The sequence below is a fragment of the Amycolatopsis sp. CFH S0740 genome (assembly GCF_004522315.1).
Classification (GTDB): domain Bacteria; phylum Actinomycetota; class Actinomycetes; order Mycobacteriales; family Pseudonocardiaceae; genus Amycolatopsis; species Amycolatopsis nivea.
Map to the genome: position 1 here is coordinate 22,918 of NZ_SDLS01000002.1, position 16,059 is coordinate 38,976.

Annotated in this window: 18 protein-coding genes; 8 read left to right on the plus strand and 10 right to left on the minus strand. The window is 69.1% G+C overall.

The window, feature by feature from the left end; genetic code table 11:
- The first annotated feature begins 73 nt into the window (after positions 1-73).
- The 4 genes from EIZ45_RS03365 (at position 74) to EIZ45_RS03380 (ending at position 2,694) form a co-directional block, all read left to right on the plus strand.
- Positions 74-832, plus strand: a complete 759-nt coding sequence (locus tag EIZ45_RS03365; protein WP_134661878.1) for an ESX secretion-associated protein EspG — start codon at positions 74-76, stop codon at positions 830-832.
- A gap of 57 nt (positions 833-889) precedes the next feature.
- Entirely contained in the window at positions 890-1,636 is a 747-nt protein-coding gene (locus EIZ45_RS03370; RefSeq protein WP_134661879.1) for a PhzF family phenazine biosynthesis protein, read from the plus strand.
- Positions 1,636-2,007: a YccF domain-containing protein gene (locus EIZ45_RS03375; RefSeq protein ID WP_134661880.1), complete on the plus strand. Its 372-nt coding sequence runs from the start codon at positions 1,636-1,638 to the stop codon at positions 2,005-2,007. The genes EIZ45_RS03370 and EIZ45_RS03375 overlap by 1 nt, the downstream gene beginning before the upstream one ends.
- A gap of 129 nt (positions 2,008-2,136) precedes the next feature.
- The gene (locus EIZ45_RS03380; protein ID WP_134661881.1) at positions 2,137-2,694 is read left to right on the plus strand and encodes a dihydrofolate reductase family protein; all 558 of its coding nucleotides are present in this window, start codon (positions 2,137-2,139) and stop codon (positions 2,692-2,694) included.
- On the opposite strand, the gene EIZ45_RS03385 is transcribed toward EIZ45_RS03380, so the two are convergent.
- Positions 2,691-3,485 carry a metallophosphoesterase gene (locus EIZ45_RS03385; protein ID WP_037807802.1) on the minus strand — a complete coding sequence of 265 codons (795 nt, stop codon included), beginning with the start codon at positions 3,483-3,485 and terminating at the stop codon, positions 2,691-2,693. The genes EIZ45_RS03380 and EIZ45_RS03385 overlap by 4 nt on opposite strands.
- A 37-nt stretch (positions 3,486-3,522) precedes the next feature.
- A complete protein-coding gene (locus EIZ45_RS03390; protein WP_037807803.1) occupies positions 3,523-4,317 on the minus strand; it encodes an HAD-IIA family hydrolase in 795 nt (264 codons plus the stop codon).
- Positions 4,318-4,511: 194 nt separating this feature from the next.
- Here EIZ45_RS03390 and EIZ45_RS03395 point away from each other — a divergent pair, with 194 nt between their 5' ends.
- A complete protein-coding gene (locus EIZ45_RS03395; RefSeq protein ID WP_134661882.1) occupies positions 4,512-6,290 on the plus strand; it encodes a multicopper oxidase domain-containing protein in 1,779 nt (592 codons plus the stop codon).
- A 299-nt stretch (positions 6,291-6,589) separates the two neighbouring features.
- On the opposite strand, the gene EIZ45_RS03400 is transcribed toward EIZ45_RS03395, so the two are convergent.
- Genes EIZ45_RS03400 through EIZ45_RS03420 form a run of 5 tightly spaced genes read right to left on the minus strand, consistent with a single transcriptional unit; the run spans position 6,590 to position 10,173 of the window.
- Complete coding sequence (locus tag EIZ45_RS03400; RefSeq protein WP_134661883.1) at positions 6,590-7,669, minus strand: sulfate/molybdate ABC transporter ATP-binding protein; 1,080 nt, start codon at positions 7,667-7,669, stop codon at positions 6,590-6,592.
- Positions 7,666-8,433 carry an ABC transporter permease gene (locus tag EIZ45_RS03405; RefSeq protein WP_037809276.1) on the minus strand — a complete coding sequence of 256 codons (768 nt, stop codon included), beginning with the start codon at positions 8,431-8,433 and terminating at the stop codon, positions 7,666-7,668. The genes EIZ45_RS03400 and EIZ45_RS03405 overlap by 4 nt, the downstream gene beginning before the upstream one ends.
- Before the next feature lie 49 nt (positions 8,434-8,482).
- Positions 8,483-9,280: a molybdate ABC transporter substrate-binding protein gene (modA, locus tag EIZ45_RS03410; RefSeq protein WP_134661884.1), complete on the minus strand. Its 798-nt coding sequence runs from the start codon at positions 9,278-9,280 to the stop codon at positions 8,483-8,485.
- Positions 9,277-9,681, minus strand: a complete 405-nt coding sequence (locus tag EIZ45_RS03415; protein ID WP_009083933.1) for a molybdopterin-binding protein — start codon at positions 9,679-9,681, stop codon at positions 9,277-9,279. Before EIZ45_RS03415 ends, modA begins: the two co-directional genes overlap by 4 nt.
- 33 nt (positions 9,682-9,714) lie before the next feature.
- Positions 9,715-10,173 (minus strand): MarR family transcriptional regulator, encoded by a 459-nt coding sequence (locus EIZ45_RS03420; protein WP_235146560.1) that lies wholly within the window; start codon positions 10,171-10,173, stop codon positions 9,715-9,717.
- A gap of 86 nt (positions 10,174-10,259) precedes the next feature.
- Here EIZ45_RS03420 and moaA point away from each other — a divergent pair, with 86 nt between their 5' ends.
- The 3 genes from moaA to EIZ45_RS03435 all read left to right on the plus strand — a co-directional run bounded on the left by moaA (position 10,260) and on the right by EIZ45_RS03435 (position 12,897).
- The gene (gene moaA, locus EIZ45_RS03425) at positions 10,260-11,324 is read left to right on the plus strand and encodes a GTP 3',8-cyclase MoaA (protein WP_134661885.1); all 1,065 of its coding nucleotides are present in this window, start codon (positions 10,260-10,262) and stop codon (positions 11,322-11,324) included.
- A 4-nt stretch (positions 11,325-11,328) separates the two neighbouring features.
- Positions 11,329-11,610 (plus strand): MoaD/ThiS family protein, encoded by a 282-nt coding sequence (locus EIZ45_RS03430; protein ID WP_043827301.1) that lies wholly within the window; start codon positions 11,329-11,331, stop codon positions 11,608-11,610.
- A gap of 663 nt (positions 11,611-12,273) precedes the next feature.
- The gene (locus EIZ45_RS03435) at positions 12,274-12,897 is read left to right on the plus strand and encodes a transglycosylase family protein (protein ID WP_043827300.1); all 624 of its coding nucleotides are present in this window, start codon (positions 12,274-12,276) and stop codon (positions 12,895-12,897) included.
- A 161-nt stretch (positions 12,898-13,058) separates the two neighbouring features.
- Here EIZ45_RS03435 and EIZ45_RS03440 read toward each other — a convergent pair whose 3' ends face one another.
- From EIZ45_RS03440 to EIZ45_RS03450, 3 genes are all read right to left on the minus strand, one after another.
- Complete coding sequence (locus EIZ45_RS03440) at positions 13,059-13,982, minus strand: molybdenum cofactor biosynthesis protein MoaE (protein WP_134661886.1); 924 nt, start codon at positions 13,980-13,982, stop codon at positions 13,059-13,061.
- Entirely contained in the window at positions 13,979-14,449 is a 471-nt protein-coding gene (gene moaC, locus EIZ45_RS03445; protein ID WP_037807821.1) for a cyclic pyranopterin monophosphate synthase MoaC, read from the minus strand. Before moaC ends, EIZ45_RS03440 begins: the two co-directional genes overlap by 4 nt.
- A 96-nt stretch (positions 14,450-14,545) precedes the next feature.
- Entirely contained in the window at positions 14,546-15,940 is a 1,395-nt protein-coding gene (locus EIZ45_RS03450) for an NAD-dependent malic enzyme (RefSeq protein WP_043827298.1), read from the minus strand.
- Positions 15,941-16,059 lie beyond the last annotated feature (119 nt).

Consider the following 16,059-nt stretch of genomic DNA (forward strand, 5'->3'; position numbering starts at 1 on the left):
CTAGTTATGGGGTGCGCTCGCACGAGCGGCTGATGGTCGTGCGCGTTCCGCTACCCTCGGTGCGGGTTGTTTCGTGCACGAGGGGACTGGGACGTTGCCAGAGGAATTTTCCCTGGGCTGGACCGAGACCGACGTGGCGGTGCGGCGCACCGGGCTGCCCGCGTCGTGGCATCCGTTCGAGATCCGCAGCGCGGGCGCGACGATGACCGAGCACAACCGGCTGGCCGAGGAGGCGTGGACCGCGCTGCGCGGCCGGGGGCTGGCCGACGCGGAGAAACTCGACCGCGATGTCGAAGCGACTCTGCGCGCGTGGACGAGGCCGGACGTGCTGATCATCGTGCGCGCGGCCGAACTGCCGTCCGGGACCGTGCTGTACCGGGCGTGCATCGGCGAGGGCCTCGGCGTGTTCTCGGAGCAGGTCGACGACGGGCTCCGCTTCCAGCAGGTCCGGCCGGAGCGGCTGGTGGATCTGGTGCTGAGCATGTTCCCGCCCTATCCGGCGCTGCCCGTCTCCCCGGTCGCGATCACCCAGGGCCCGCCGCCGAAACGCAACGCCGCGGCGCCCGCGCCGTCGCGCCAGGATCGCGACGCGCTGGCCGGGTACTCGCAGTGGCCGCTGCACCGGCACGGAACCGTGGAACTTTCGCTGCGGCCAGGACAAGGCACGCTCCGCCCGGTCTCGACGGCGACGTTCGTGGACACCGACGGCGGGCGGTACCTGACGTTCTCGGAACCGTTGCCCGACGGCGGGTTCCGGCTGCATTTCACCCCGTCGACGGGCGCGCACCTGCGGACGTGGCTGCTGGAGACGATCGAAGAGGGCGTGCGCTGAGAATTCAGGGCTAATCCCCGATGCCCTGCCCCCGTGCGGCAGGGCAAGATCGGCTCCATGCAATTCCACCTAGTCGACGCCTTCACCGACCAGGCGTTCGCCGGCAATCCGGCGGGCGTCGTCGTGCTCGAGCAACCCGCGGACGCCGAGTGGATGCAACAGGTCGCGGCGGAGATGAAGCACTCCGAGACCGCGTTCGTGGTCGCCGCCGGCGAGGGCGCGAAATCCCTGCGCTGGTTCACCCCGACCGACGAGGTCTCGCTCTGCGGGCACGCCACCATCGCGGTCACGCATGTCCTTGGCGGACACCAGGTTTACGACACCCTCAGCGGCAGGCTCACCTGTACCAAGGCCGACGGCTGGATCGAGATGGACTTCCCCGCCGACCCGCCCGTCGAGACCGGCGAAGACCTCTCCCGCATCCTCGACCTGCCGGCGAAGTTCACCGGACGGGCGCGCGAGAACCTCTTCGTGGAGCTCGAAAGCGTCGAAGCGGTCCGCCAGGCACAGCCGGACCTCGACGCCCTGCGCGCCACCTGGACCGGACGGCTGATCATCACCGCGGCGGGCGACGACTTCGTCAGCCGGTTCTTCGGCCCCGGCGTAGGCGTCGACGAGGACCCGGTCACCGGCTCCGCGCACTGCTCGCTGGCCCCGTACTGGACGCGGAAACTGGGCAAGAACGCCCTCGTCGGTCACCAGATCTCCGCCCGCGGCGGAACCGTGCGCACCGAAGTCCGCGACGACCGCGTGCTGCTGCGCGGCCAGGCCGTCACCGTAGTGAGCGGGGAGTTGTACGTCTGATGCGACTGATCCTCAACGCGATCTGGCTCGTCCTCGCCGGTTTCTGGATGGCGCTGGGCTACCTGTTCGCCGGAGTCATCTGCTGCGTCCTGATCGTCACGATCCCGTTCGGCATCGCGTCGTTCCGGATCGCGAACTACGCGCTGTGGCCCTTCGGCCGCACGGTCGTCGACCGCCGCGAAGCCGGAGTCGGTTCGTTCGTTGGCAACGTGATCTGGTTCCTGGTCGCCGGACTGTGGCTCAGCATCGGCCACCTGATCACCGGGGCCCTGCAGTGCCTCACGATCATCGGCATCCCGCTGGGCCTGGCGAACTTCAAGATGATCCCCATCTCGCTGATGCCGCTGGGCAAGGAGATCGTCGACTCCTGAAGTCCGTCCCCGGTTGACCTGCCGCGAGGCGAACCGGCCAGTTCGGTTCGCCTCGCGGCCTCTCCACGGGTCTCACCGAAAAATAATTTTGTCTTGACAACCCAAACCATCGGCAGCAAGCTGTGCCGCATGACAAGCGCACGCAAGCTGATCCTCGGTTTCTACGTCTCGCTCGACGGCAAGAGCGCCGACGCCGACAACGGCATCCGGGACGTCATGATGTCCATCGACGACCCCGAGCAGGAGAAATACTTCGTCGACCAGCTCTGGGAGGCCGGGGCCTTCCTCATGGGCCGCAACACTTACGAAGCCATGGCGGGCTTCTGGCCCACCTCGGACCACCCCTCGGCCAAGGCGATGAACGCGATCCCCAAGGTCGTGTTCTCGAGAACGCTCACCAGCGCGGACTGGGCCGAGACCCGGATCGCCAGCGGCGACCTCGCGGAGGAGATCGCCCAGCTCAAGGCCGAACCCGGCAAAGATCTCGTCGCCGCCGGCGGCACCGAATTCCTGCACTCGCTGATCAAGCTCGGCGTCGTGGACGAGTACCGGCTCTGGGTGCTCCCGGCCGTCACCGGCAAGGGTGCGGCGCTGTTCCCGGAACTCGGCGAAGCCCGGCGGTTGCGGCTGGTGAAGAGCACCGCCTTCCCGTCCGGGATCCTCGAACTGCGGTACGCGGCCAGCTAGTCCTCAGGCTCAAAGGGCAGCTTCACCACGAGGCACGGACCGCCGACGAACAGGCCGCCGTCGATGCCCAGCGCTTTCCCTCCGGCGTAGAGGTACGGGCCTTCGATCTGCGTCGGGTGGATGCCGAGCTGGTCGGCGATCACGCTGTGCCCGTGCACGATCCGCGAGCCGCCCAGTGCGTTGAGCAGCCGGTCGGCATTCTCCTCGCCGTCCGGGCCGCGGAAGGCGTACCGGGTGGTCATCCGCCGCCACACGTCCCACCAGGCCTCGATGTTGCTGCCGGAGAGGATGTCGTGCGCGGTGGCGTTGATCGAGTCGAGGTCCTCGCCCCAGTCGAGGTACTCGAGGGTGTCCGAGTGCAGCAGCAGGTGGTCCTCGTCGACCGCGACGAGCGGGCGTTCGGTGAGCCACTCGATGTGCTCGGGGGTGAGCCGGTCCTGGTCCGACAGCAGGCCGCCGTTGATCTCCCAGCTGCGCGCGAAACTGCGCGGCCCGAAGTCGGACGGCACCGGGCGGTCGCCGAAGTGGTACATCCCGAGCAGCAGGATCTCGTGGTTGCCGAGCAGCATCTGCACCGAGCCGCCCGCCTCCGCCGCCTGCTCCTGCAGCTCGCGCACGAGGTCGATCACCCCGACGCCGTCCGGGCCGCGGTCGGTGAAGTCGCCGAGGAACCACAAGCGGTCGTCGACGCCGGCCCACTTGCCGTCGCTGTCGACCAGGCCCTCGGCGCGCAGTGCGTCAACCAGGGCGTCCCGGTGCCCGTGGACGTCGCCCACCACATAGACGCTCATCGTTCGACGATATGCCCTGATCCCGGGCGGTGGGCGGTCAGCCTTCGCCGAACGGGTCGAGCGTTCGCCCGATCAGGTCGGCGACCGAGCCGATCACCTTCGTCGGCCGGTACGGGTAGTTCTCCACCGATTCCTCGTTCGAGATGCCGGTGAGCACCAGAATGGTCTGCAGTCCGGCCTCGATCCCGGAGTGCACGTCGGTGTCCATCCGGTCGCCGATCATGAGCGTCGACTCCGAATGCGCGCCCAGCCGGCGCAGCGCGGACCGCATCATCAGCGGGTTCGGCTTGCCGACGTAGTACGGCGAGCGCCCGGTGGCCCGCTCGATCAGCGCGGCGACGGACCCGGTGGCAGGCATCGAGCCCTCGACGCTCGGGCCGGTCGCGTCCGGGTTGGTCGCGATGAACTTCGCGCCGCCCTCGATCAGCCGGATCGCGCGGGTGATCGCGCTGAAGCTGTACGTGCGGGTCTCGCCGAGCACGACGTAGTCCGGGTCGCGCTCGGTCAGGACGTAGCCGACCTCGTGCAGCGCCGTGGTGAGCCCGGCCTCGCCGATCACGAACGCCGAGCCGTTCGGCCGCTGCGACGCGAGGAACTTCGCGGTCGCCAGCGCCGAGGTCCAGATCGACTCCTCGGGGATGTCCAGACCGGTGCGCAGCAGCCGCGCCCGCAAGTCGCGCGGGGTGTAGATCGAGTTATTGGTGAGCACCAAAAAGTCGATACCGTTGTTCCGCAGTTCGTCGAGGAACTCGTCCGCCCCCGGGACGAGGTGTTCCTCCCTGACCAGCACACCGTCCATGTCGGAGAGATACGTCCACCGGCCTTCGCTCATGCGCGAAAACCTATCACGCGCGCGAGACGCCTGCGGCATACGACGAAAACGGCTACAGTGGAAATTGCCGGTAACGCGAGGGGAGTCGCGGGACTGGTTACCGAGGGGGTTCGGGGGAATCTTTTCCGTAAGCTCCGGCGTATTCGCCGTGGCGCAATTCTTCCTGCCCCTTGTCTTGAAGGGGGAACAACCTGATGACAGAAATTGTCGACCGGCCCGCCGCCGCGGCCCCGATCACCGGGCCGAACTGGGGGCTCACCAAGTTCCTTGACCCGCTGCCGGTTCCGCCGGTGCTGCGGCCGCCGTGGTGGGGACAGGACATGATCACCATTCCGATGGTGGCGAAGCGGCAACGACTGCACTCGCAATTGCCGCCGAGTACATTGTGGACTTATGCCGGGCATTTCCCGGGACCGACAATCGAAGTGCGCAGCGGCAAACAACTGCGGATTTCGTGGTCGAACGAAATAGCAGGCGAGTTCCCGTTGGTCGCCGTGCAAGGACCGGTGGGCGACGGACCGACCACCCGCCCCGGCCGCGAGCTCGACCGGCCCGGCTACTCGATCGTCGACGGCGTCGCGGACCTGCCCGCCTGGACCGTGGTTCACCTGCACGGCGCGCGCACCAACGCGAGCAACGACGGATGGGCGCACAACGCCGGCCTCCGGGGCACTTCGCAGCTCGCCGAGTACCAGAACCGGCAGCAGGCGATGCCGCTCTGGTACCACGACCACGCCATGGCGATCACCCGGTTCAACGTCCACACCGGCCTTGCCGGGCTGTACCTGATCCGCGACGACGAGGAGGACGAGCTCGACCTGCCCGGCGGCGATCGCGAACTGCCGCTGATCCTGACCGACCGCAACCTCGACACCGACCCGGAGACCGGAGCGCTCACCGGGCAACTGCTGTACAAGTTCCCGTACGTGCCGAACGGGCCGATGATCCCGTTCTCCGGTCCGTTCACGCTGGTCAACGGCGTGATCTGGCCGCACCTCGACGTCAGCGCGCGGTGGTACCGCTTCCGGCTGCTCAACGCGGCCAACGAACGGTTCTTCACGCTGAACCTGGTCGACGAGAACAACGTGCCGCGGAACGACGCCGTCCGCCTGATCGGCACCGACGGCGGGTTGCTGCCCGCTCCAGCGCCGCTGCCGTCCGGCGGGCTGACCGTCGCGCCGGCCGAACGGTTCGACGTGCTGATCGACTTCAGCCGGTTCCAGGGGCAGAAACTCAAGCTGCGCAACGCCGATCCCAACCTCGGCGGGGTCGAACCGGACGTCATGGAGTTCCGGGTGGAAAGCCGCGCGCGGCACGATTCGTTCGAGCTGCCCGAAAAGCTCTCGTCGTCGTACGTCCGGATCAAGCACGGTTCGACGCTGCCCGAGGACCACGACCACGTCTGGGTCGCGCTGCTGCTCAACGCGAGCGGGCATCCGGAGATGTGGGACCTCGAACAGGTCGACGCCGATCCAGGCGGCAAGGGCATCATCCAGATCAACGACCCGGCGGGCGGGCTGAAGACGTTCCGGATGATCGGGCGGCTCTTCGACGACACCACCGGCATCTTCATCGACCACGGCAAATGGGCGGTGTGGAACATCGTGCACGTCGCGAACGGCGGGCCCGCGCATCCGTTCCACATCCACCTGACCGAATTCCAGGCGCTCTTCCGCCGCAGCTTCGCCACGACGTTCGACCCGGCCGCCGAGCGCACTTCCCGGCCGATCGACGGGTTCGCGGAAGTCCCGCTGGAGAAGTACGAGGAGGGGTGGAAGGACACGATCATCGTGAACCCCGGGCAGTGGGTGAGCGTCGCCGGCCAGTTCAGCGGCGGCACCGGCGAGTTCATGTACCACTGCCACATCCTCGACCACGAGGACGAGGGCATGATGCGGCCGTTCGTCGTCCACCCGCCCGAGGTGGCGAAATTCCACGTCCACCCCGGCGGCGGCCACCACCACGGCGGCTGAGCGGGATCGCTTGCGCCCCAATGCCGCATTGGGTGCATCTGACGCACCCAATGCGGCGTTCGGTGCATCCCACGCACCCAATGTGGCATTCGGTGCATCCCACGCACCCAATGTGGCATTGGGGTTTTTCAATAGCGGGCACAGCGGCCGCGGTGCGCGAAGTCGCCCTTGGCCGATGGACGCGGTCCGCCGAGGCGAACGTCTGTGAGGGGAACCCTCACGGAATCAGATTCCGTCAGGGTTCCCCTCACAGACATCAGCGGGAGCGAAGAACCGAAACCACGCGGGGGAAGCGAGGCTCAGGAAGCCGCAGCCGGGTGTACCGCCACAGTCGCCGCCTTCACCGACAGCGCCACCGCCGAACCGGGTTCCAGCGCCAGTTCGGCCACCGCCGCCGGGGTGAGGTCGGCGGTCAGGCCGTGTGCCCAGCCGCTGCCCTCAGTCCGGATTCGGATCACCGGTCCGTGCGGTTCCAGGGCCGCCACGACGGCGTCGGTCGTATTGCGTGGGCTGCCGTGGTGGTCGCCGTCGTGCGGGTAGACCGCGACCGCGTTCGGTGCGAACACCGCGACCGCCGCCTCGCCCACCACGGTGTCCGGCGTCAGCAAACCCGTCACCACTTCGCCGGACGGCGTGCGCAATCCGTCGTCCACCGCTGTTCCGGATACCAAGTTCAACCCGGCGATCCGCGCGGTGAACGGCGTCCGCGGCGCGGCCAGCACCTCGCGCGTCGGGCCGCGTTCGACGATCCGGCCGCCGTTCATCACCGCCACGTGGTCGGCAAGAGCCAACGCGTCCAGCGGGTCGTGCGTGACCAGCACGGTCGTCGGGCCGTCGCGCAGCACTCGGCGCAGCAAGCCGCGGATCGCCGGGGCCGAGTCCACGTCGAGCGCGGCGAACGGTTCGTCCAGCAACAGCAGGTCCGGCGCGGAAGCCAGCGCCCGGGCGATCGCCACCCGCTGCTGCTGTCCGCCGGACAGCTGGCTCGGCCGCCGGTTCGCGAACTCCGCCGCGTCCACTTCGGCCAGCCATCGCGAGGCGATCGCCCGTGCCTCCGCCCGGCTGGCACCGGTCGAGCGCGGCGAGAACGCGACGTTGTCCATTGCGGACAGATGAGGGAACAGCAGCGCGTCTTGGGACAGCAGGCCGATCCGCCGTTCGTGCGGCGGCAAGTCGACACCGTTCCCGGCCAGCCGCCGGTCGGCGAGCGTGACGTCGGCCGACGTCACCGGCAGCAGACCGGCGAGGCTGCCGAGCACAGTGGACTTCCCGGAACCGTTGGGCCCGAGCAGCGCGAGCACGGAGCCGCCGGGCACGGTGAACTCGACGTCGAGCGAGAACTCGCCGCGGCTCAACGCCAGCTTCGCCGACAGGGTCACCGCAGCCCGCCTTCCCACGACCGCGGCCGCGCGAGCGCGATGACCAGGATCGCGACCACGATGAGCAGCAACGCGAGCGCGACCGCGCTGTCGATGTCCACTTCGGCCTGCGTGTAGACCTCGAGCGGCAGCGTCCGGGTCACGCCTTCCAAACTGCCCGCGAACGTGATGGTCGCGCCGAACTCCCCCAGCGCGCGAGCGAAGCTCAGCACGACGCCGGAGCCCAGCGCGGGCAGCAGCAACGGCAGCGTCACCCGGCGGAACACCGTCCACGGGCGCGCGCCGAGCGTCGAGGCGACCTGTTCATAGCGGTCGCCGGAGCCGCGCAGCGCGCCTTCCAGGCTGACGACGAGGAACGGCATCGCCACGAACGTCTGCGCGATGACGACCGCGGCCGTCGTGAACGGCACCTGCTCGCCGGTCAGCCAGTTGATCAGGATGCCGAGGAAACCCTTGCGCCCCAGCAGGTACAGCAGGGCAAGGCCGCCGACCACCGGCGGCAGTACGAGCGGAAGCAGCACCACCGAGCGCAGCATCCGCACGCCCGGCACCCGGGAGCGGGCCAGCACGATCGCCAGCGGAACGCCGAGCACCACACAGGCCACTGTGGACAGTGCGGCGGTCGTCAGCGACAGCCGGAGCGCGTTCAGCGACGACGACGTGACCAGCAGCGACGGCAACCGGGTCAGATCGGACCGCACGAGCAGGCCGACGACCGGCAGCACCACAAGCGCGAGCGCGACGACGGCGGGGAACCAGAGGATCAGCGGAACCCGGGCATGCGGCGGCCGGGTCTCGGCCGCCGCGCCCGCCTTACTTGCCAGGGCCAAAGCCGATCTTGGCCAGTTCGGCCTTGCCTTGCTCCCCGAGGACGAAGTCGGTGAACTGCTTCGCCAGCGCCGCCTGCGGAGCGTTCTTGACGGCCGCGATCGGGTACTGGTTCACCGCGCCCGACGACTCCGGGAAGTCGACCTTGTCCACTTTGCCCGCCGCCGAGGTCGCGTCGGTGACGTACACCAGTCCGGCGTCGGCGTCGCCCGACTGGACCTTGGCCAGCACCTGCTTGACGTTCGTCTCCTCGCTCACCGGCTTGAGCGTGGTCTTGGTGCTCTGTTCGACCTTGTGCGTCGCCGAACCGCACGGCACCTGCTGCGCGCACACGACCACGTTCAGGCCCGGCTTGGTCAGGTCGGCGAAGGTCTTGATGCCCTTCGGGTTGCCCTTGGCCACGGCGATCGCGAGCTTGTTGGTGGCGAAGACCGTCGGCTGGCCGTCGATCACGCCGTCCTGCACGGCCTTGTCCATGTTCTTCTGGTCGGCCGAGGCGAACACGTCCGCCTTGGCCCCGTTGTCCAGCTTCTGCACGAGCGCGGACGAACCCTCGTAGTCGAAGACGACCTTGACGCCCGGGTGCGCGGCCTCGAACTGCTTGCCGAGCACGTTGAAGGATTCGGTGAGCGAGGCCGCGGCGAACACCGTCAGCGTGCCGCCTCCCGGAGCGGGCGCGGACGCGGAACCCGCACCCGGATTCGAGCTGGGCTGGTCGCCGGAGCTGCAGGCACTGGCGAACAACGCGATCGCCGCCGCGGCGACGAGGGCGAGCTTCTTCATCGGGATCCTTCCGGAGTTTCCACCACGACGGTGGTCGCCTTGACCACGGCGACCGCGAGCACGCCCGGGCGCAGCCCGAGTTCGCGGACCGCCTCGGTGCTCATCAGTGACACCACTCGGTGCGCCCCGCACTGCAGTTCGACCTGCGCCATCACCTTGTCGGCGACGACCTCGGTGACGAGTCCGACGAAGCGGTTGCGGGCGGAGCGGCCGACCGCCGACGGGTCGTCCGGTTCGCTGGCTTGGGCCCGGGCGAACCCGGCGAGCTGAGCGCCGTCGACGACCTTGCGGCCGGCGGCGTCGTCCGTCGCGGTCAACTGACCCGCCCGAACCCACCGGCGGACGGTGTCGTCACTTACGCCGAGCAGCCGAGCGGCCTCGGACAACCGAAATTGCGGCATGGCCGGAACATTATCCCCGCAGATGCGGAAAAGCTATGCGGGATGCGCATTTTCGCGTAACGCTTCGAGCATTGCGAACTGATAACGCCCGAGGACTTTCCGTTCTGCGGAAGTGAACTCCGCGAGCACCCCGGCAAGACGCCGTGCGACCCGCGCGGAGATCGCGTCGAGGCGTTCCCGGCCCGCCTCGGTGATCGTCACGAGCACCTTGCGGCGGTCGGTCCGGTCGCGTTCGCGGAGCACCAGACCGGACTTCTCCAGCCGGTCGAGGACGCCGGTCACCGCACCCGTCGACAGGCCGGTGAGCTGCCCGATTCGGCCCGGGGTAAGGGAATCGGCGGTCTGCCCGGCGAGTTCGAGAGCCTGGAGTTCGGTCGCCGAGAGTCCTTCGAGGGCGGCGTCGCGGGCGTGCCGGAGGACGACGTGCGTGCGCAGCTGAGCCGCCAGCGCGGCGAAGTGAGTCAGCTCACCATTCGTCTCAGCGGTGCTCACCGAGTGCCTCCACATCGGAACCGAGGGTGGTTTTCCAGCTTTTCGCAAGCCTGCCTTTTCAGGCCGCGCAAGCTATCCTGAGCGTAATGACAGCAGTACATCTCGGGTTTCCTCGCGTCCCCGGCAACCGAGGCCCGTCCGGCACGCCCCGGCCCGAGCACCCCGGTCTCGTCGATTCCTTCGGCCGCGTCGCGACCGACCTGCGGGTCTCCCTCACCGACCGGTGCAATCTGCGCTGCACGTACTGCATGCCGGCCGAGGGCCTCGACTGGATGCCGAGCGAGCAGGTGCTCTCCGACGACGAACTGGTCCGGCTCATGCGGATCGCGGTCGAGATGCTCGGCGTCACCGACATCCGGCTGACCGGCGGCGAACCGCTGCTGCGCCCGGGACTGGAAGGCATCATCGAGCGAATCACCGCGCTCGAACCCCGTCCCCGGGTGTCCATGACCACCAACGGGATCGGGCTGGCCAAACGCGCCCCCGGCCTCGTGGCGGCCGGGCTCGACCGGATCAACGTGTCGCTGGACACCATCGACCGCGAGCGCTTCGCCGAACTGACCCGCCGCGACCGGCTGCCGCACGTGCTGGCCGGCCTCGCCGCCGCCCGCGACGCCGGGCTGTCGCCGGTCAAGATCAACTCCGTGCTGATGCGCGGGTACAACGAGCACGAGGCGGTCCCGCTGCTGCGGTTCGCCCTCGAAGAGGGCTACCACCTGCGGTTCATCGAGCAGATGCCGCTGGACGCGCAGCACGGCTGGAACCGCCTCGACATGATCACCGCCGAGGAGATCCTCGCGATGCTCGGCGAGGCCTTCACCCTGTCCCCGTTCCCGGCCCCGCGCGGCGGCGCGCCCGCCGAGCGCTGGCTGGTCGACGGCGGACCGGGCGACGTGGGCGTGATCGCGTCCGTGACCAGGCCGTTCTGCTCCGCCTGCGAGCGCACCCGGCTGACCGCCGACGGCGCCGTCCGCTCCTGCCTCTTCTCGAACGACGAGACCGACCTGCGCGCCCTCGTGCGCGCGGGCGCGCGCGATGAGGAGGTGGCGGACGCGTGGCGCGACACGATGTGGCGCAAGCTCGCGGGCCACGAGATCAACGAGGCCGGCTTCGCGCAGCCGATCCGGCCGATGAGCGCGATCGGCGGTTGAGCCCATGACCTCTCCCACGGCGCCTTCTTCCCCGGTGACGGTCGTCGTCCGGTACTTCGCCTCGGCGCGGGCCGCGGCGGGCACCGAGGAGGAGAAGGTGGAGCTGGCGGCGGGCGCGACAGTGGCGGACGCCGTCCAGGCGCTGCGCGAGCTGCACCCCGGGCAACTTTCCCGCGTTCTCGACGCGGCGAGCTTTCTGGTCAACGAGGTGGCGGTCCGCGATCGCGGCCGCGCGCTCGGTGACGGCTCCTACCTGGACGTCCTCCCGCCGTTCGCCGGCGGATGACCGACCGGAAAGGCCCCGTGCACGCGGCTGAGCGCCGCGTGCACGGCCGGAGCGGCGGTTTCCGGCCGATTGGTCCGGACCACGGCGAATGGCGGCACCGGCGCGCTGAGCGGTCGGCACGCTTTATCCCTACTCTCCGAAGCGTTTCGCTCACGGCGTATTTCCGCAGCTCAAAGAACCACTCGGCGGACAGTGGCCGACCGTTGACGAGTGGTTTAGAGTGCCCGCCCTTATCTGCCGCGAATGGTCCCTTGACGCGTTATCGACGTGACCCAAGCCTCACGATCCGTGAAATATCTCGGCAAGAAAACGGGCAGATAACGACGCTCTGACCAGCGGAAACAGGCGGATCGAGACAGGTTGCGTGCCGTTACTGTGACGTAGGTCACACCCCGAATGATTTCCGATCACGCCGCGAATTACGTACCGTCGCTTTTCGGTTGGCCCCGACCGACCAAGCAACACCGGGAATCCGTAGCGCCCAGCTCTGTCCAACGGATCCCCGGACCCATACCCCGAGCGAAAGCATTTCCGGACAGAGACGAGGGGACGAAGACGGCGCGTCGTGCGACGTCCGCGTCAGCCGCCCGGCAACGGACGGACGGGCTCCCAACCCGACCCGCAGCATCGAGCTCGTAGGCGCAGGAATCGAGAAGTTTTCAGATGTCTTACCGAGGCAAGCACCGCAAGATGTCCGCCGCCACCCGCACCATTGCCCGTGTCGCAGTCGCGGGTATCGCGGTCGGCGCCCCCCTCGCGATCGCCGCGACCCCCGCGTCGGCGACCAACTGGGACGCCATCGCGCAGTGCGAGAGCGGCGGCAACTGGAGCACCAACACCGGAAACGGCTACTACGGTGGCCTCCAGTTCACCCAGAGCACCTGGAAGGCCTACGGCGGCACCGGCAGCCCGCAGGGCGCGTCGCGTGAGCAGCAGATCGCCGTCGCCGAGCGCGTCATGCAGGGCCAGGGCCCCGGCGCGTGGCCGGTGTGCAGCAAGAAGGCCGGCAGCTCGGCCTCCTCGCACAAGGCGACCTCGAAGAAGAGCACCGCCAAGAAGGCGACCCCGAAGAGCGTTGCGCCGAAGAAGCAGGTCACCAAGCAGGTGGCGGCTGTGGCCAGCTCGAACCCGAACGGTGACTACACCGTCAAGGCGGGCGACACGCTCTCGAAGATCGCCAAGGAGCACAACGTCCAGGGCGGCTACCAGAAGCTGCAGGACCTGAACAAGCAGTACGTGCCGAACGCGAACTTCATCGTGGTCGGCCAGAAGCTCGCCACCAAGTGAACCCTGGCCTCCTCGTGAGGCTGGTTCCGGCGCAGCCGCTGCTGTGACAGAACGCCCGAAGGGCCCCACCGCGTCAATCCCCTGGCGGTGGGGCCCTTCGTCGTGTCCGGGCTCGTGAGTGGCGATGCCGGTTAGAACCGGCATCGCCACTCACGAGGTGGTCAGGGAGAGTTGACCCATTCGTCGGTGCCGTCGGTGAAGTGCTGGTGCTTCCACACCGGAAGCCGCGCCTTCACCTCGTCCACCAGCTCCGCGCACGCGGTGAACGCCTGACCGCGGTGCTCGGCGGCGACCGCGCAGGCAAGCGCGACGTCGCCGATCGCCAACGCCCCGACCCGATGGCTCACCGCCACCGCCCGCACGCCCTTCCAGCGCGCCGCCAGGTCGTTGACCACCTCGGCGAGCACGTCTCGGGCCGTGGGGTGGCCTTCATAGGTCAGATCGCGCACGCCCTTGCCGCCGTCGTGGTCGCGGACCACGCCGGAGAACGTGACCACGGCGCCCGCCGCGTCGTCCTCCACCAGTTGCGCGTGTTCCTCGACCGACAGCGGCCGGTCGCTCACATCCGCCCGCAGAATCCGGACCAACGGACCCGACGGCACTGCCTCGCGCGGGTGGTCGCCACCGGCGAGCTGGTCCACCGCGTGGTCGAGAATGTCCGTCAAGACCCGGAGACCGTCCTTCACGCCGCCGCTCGACCCCGGAAGGTTCACCACGAGGGTCCGGCCCGCGACTCCGGCCACGCCGCGCGAGAGCACCGCGGTGGGCACCTTCGGCAGCCCGGCCGCCCGGATCGCGTCCGCGACGCCAGGCAGCTCGTAATCCAGCACCGCGCGGGTGACGTCCGGAGTCCGGTCGGTCGGCGAGATGCCGGTGCCGCCGGTCGTGAGGATCACCTGGACCCCGTCGGACACCGCGGCCCGCAGCGCGACGCCCACCGGGTCGCCGTCCTCGACGACGACCGGCGGCGGCACGTCGTAGCCCCGCTCGGCCAGCCAGGAGACGAGCACCGGGCCGGTCTTGTCCTCGTAGACGCCTCGCGCGGCGCGGTTCGACGCGACGATGACGCGCGCGGTCTTGGTCATGGCCGCTCCCAGGTCCCGGTCTTGCCGCCGTCCTTGCGGATCAGCCGCACGTTGTCGAGCGTCGCGGCCGGGTCGACAGCCTTGATCATGTCGTGCAGGGTCAGCCCGGCGACCGCGACGGCGGTGAGCGCCTCCATCTCGACCCCGGTGACGTCCTTGGTCTTGGCGGTCGCACTGATGTGCACGGCGGTCTCGGCCAGTTCGAACTCCACCTTGACCCCGGACAGCGCGATCTGATGGCACAACGGGATCAGCTCGGGCACCCGCTTGGCGCCCATGATCCCGGCGATCCGCGCGGTCGCCAGCGCGTCGCCCTTGGGAAGGCCGTTGGCCGAAAGCAGGCCGACGACCTCCGCCGTGGTGTGGACGGTCCCGCCGGCCAGCGCGGTGCGCGCGGACGCGGTCTTGCCGGAGACGTCGACCATCCGGGCGGCCCCGGACTCGTCGACGTGGCTGAGTTCACTCACGCCCGCGAGGCTACTGCGCAGCTGGGCCCAAAGTCCGTGAAGGGCTCCTTGAGGGAATCTGTTTCCCTCAAGGAGCCCTTCACGGACGGAGCGAGGTTATTGCCCGCGTTCGGCGCGGACCGCGTCGCGCACCGCTTCCGCGACCGCGGGGGCGACCGCGCTGTCGAACACGCTCGGCACGATGAACGACGCGTTGAGCTTGCCGTTGTCCACCACGTCGGCGATCGCGTCGGAGGCGGCCAGCAGCATGTTGTCGTCGATGTTGTGCGCGGCGGCGTCGAGCAGGCCGCGGAAGACGCCCGGGAACGCCAGGACGTTGTTGATCTGGTTCGGGAAGTCGCTGCGGCCGGTGGCGACGACCGCGGCGTGCTTCTGCGCCTCCAGCGGGTCGATCTCCGGGTCCGGGTTGGCCAGCGCGAAGACGACGGCGTCGTCGTTCATCGTGGCGACCTGCTCCGCGCCGAAGAGGTTCGGGGCCGAGACGCCGATGAAGACGTCCGCGCCGACCAGCGCGTCGTGCAGGGTGCCGGACTTGCCGTCCTTGTTCGTGTGCTCGGCGATCCAGGCCAGGTTGTCGTCGAGGTTGCCGCGGTCGGGGTAGACGATGCCGTCGATGTCGGCGGCCACGATGTCGCCCGGGTTCTTGCGCAGCAGCAGGCGGATGATCGCCGAGCCGGCCGCGCCGACGCCGCTGACCACGATCTTGCAGTCCTCGATGTTCTTCCCGACCACGCGCAGCGCGTTGCGCAGCGCGGCGACCACGACGATCGCGGTGCCGTGCTGGTCGTCGTGGAAGACCGGGATGTCCAGCTGCTCGCGCAGCCGCTTCTCGATCTCGAAGCAGCGCGGCGCGGCGATGTCCTCGAGGTTGATGCCCGCGTACACCGGCGCGAGCGCCTTCGCGATCATGATGATCTCTTCGGTGTCCTGGGTGTCCAGGCAGACCGGCCACGCGTCGACGCCGGCGAACTTCTTGAACAGCGCCGCCTTGCCCTCCATCACCGGCAGCGCGGCGGCCGGGCCGATGTTGCCGAGGCCGAGCACAGCGGAACCGTCGGTGAGCACCGCGACGGTGTTGCGCTTGATGGTCAGCCGGCGCGCGTCCTCGGGGTTCGCGGCGATCGCCTGGCACACGCGGGCGACGCCCGGGGTGTAGGCGCGGGAGAGGTCGTCACGGTTGCGGAGCGCGACCTTGGGGCTGACCTCGATCTTGCCGCCGAGGTGGATCAGGAACGTCCGGTCCGAGACCTTGCGCACCTGGACGCCGGGCAGCGAGTCGAGCGCCTGCGTGATGTCCTGCGCGTGGTTTTCCGAGAGCGCGTTGGCGCTGATGTCGACGACGATCGAGTCCGCGTGCGATTCGACGACGTCGAACGCCGTCAGCACGCCGCCGACGCGGCCGACCGCGGTGGTGAGATCACCCGCGGCCGTTGACGAGGCCGGGGCCTCGACCCGGACGGTGATCGAATACCCGGGACCGGGAACCGGCATGACACGTACTCCCCGCAGGTGGTGTGGGTTCGGACGGCTCGAATCTAGTCCGGTGACCCGCGCCACCACACCCCAACCGGGTGACTGACCAGTAACTTCAGGTTCGGGGGCGCCGCTCG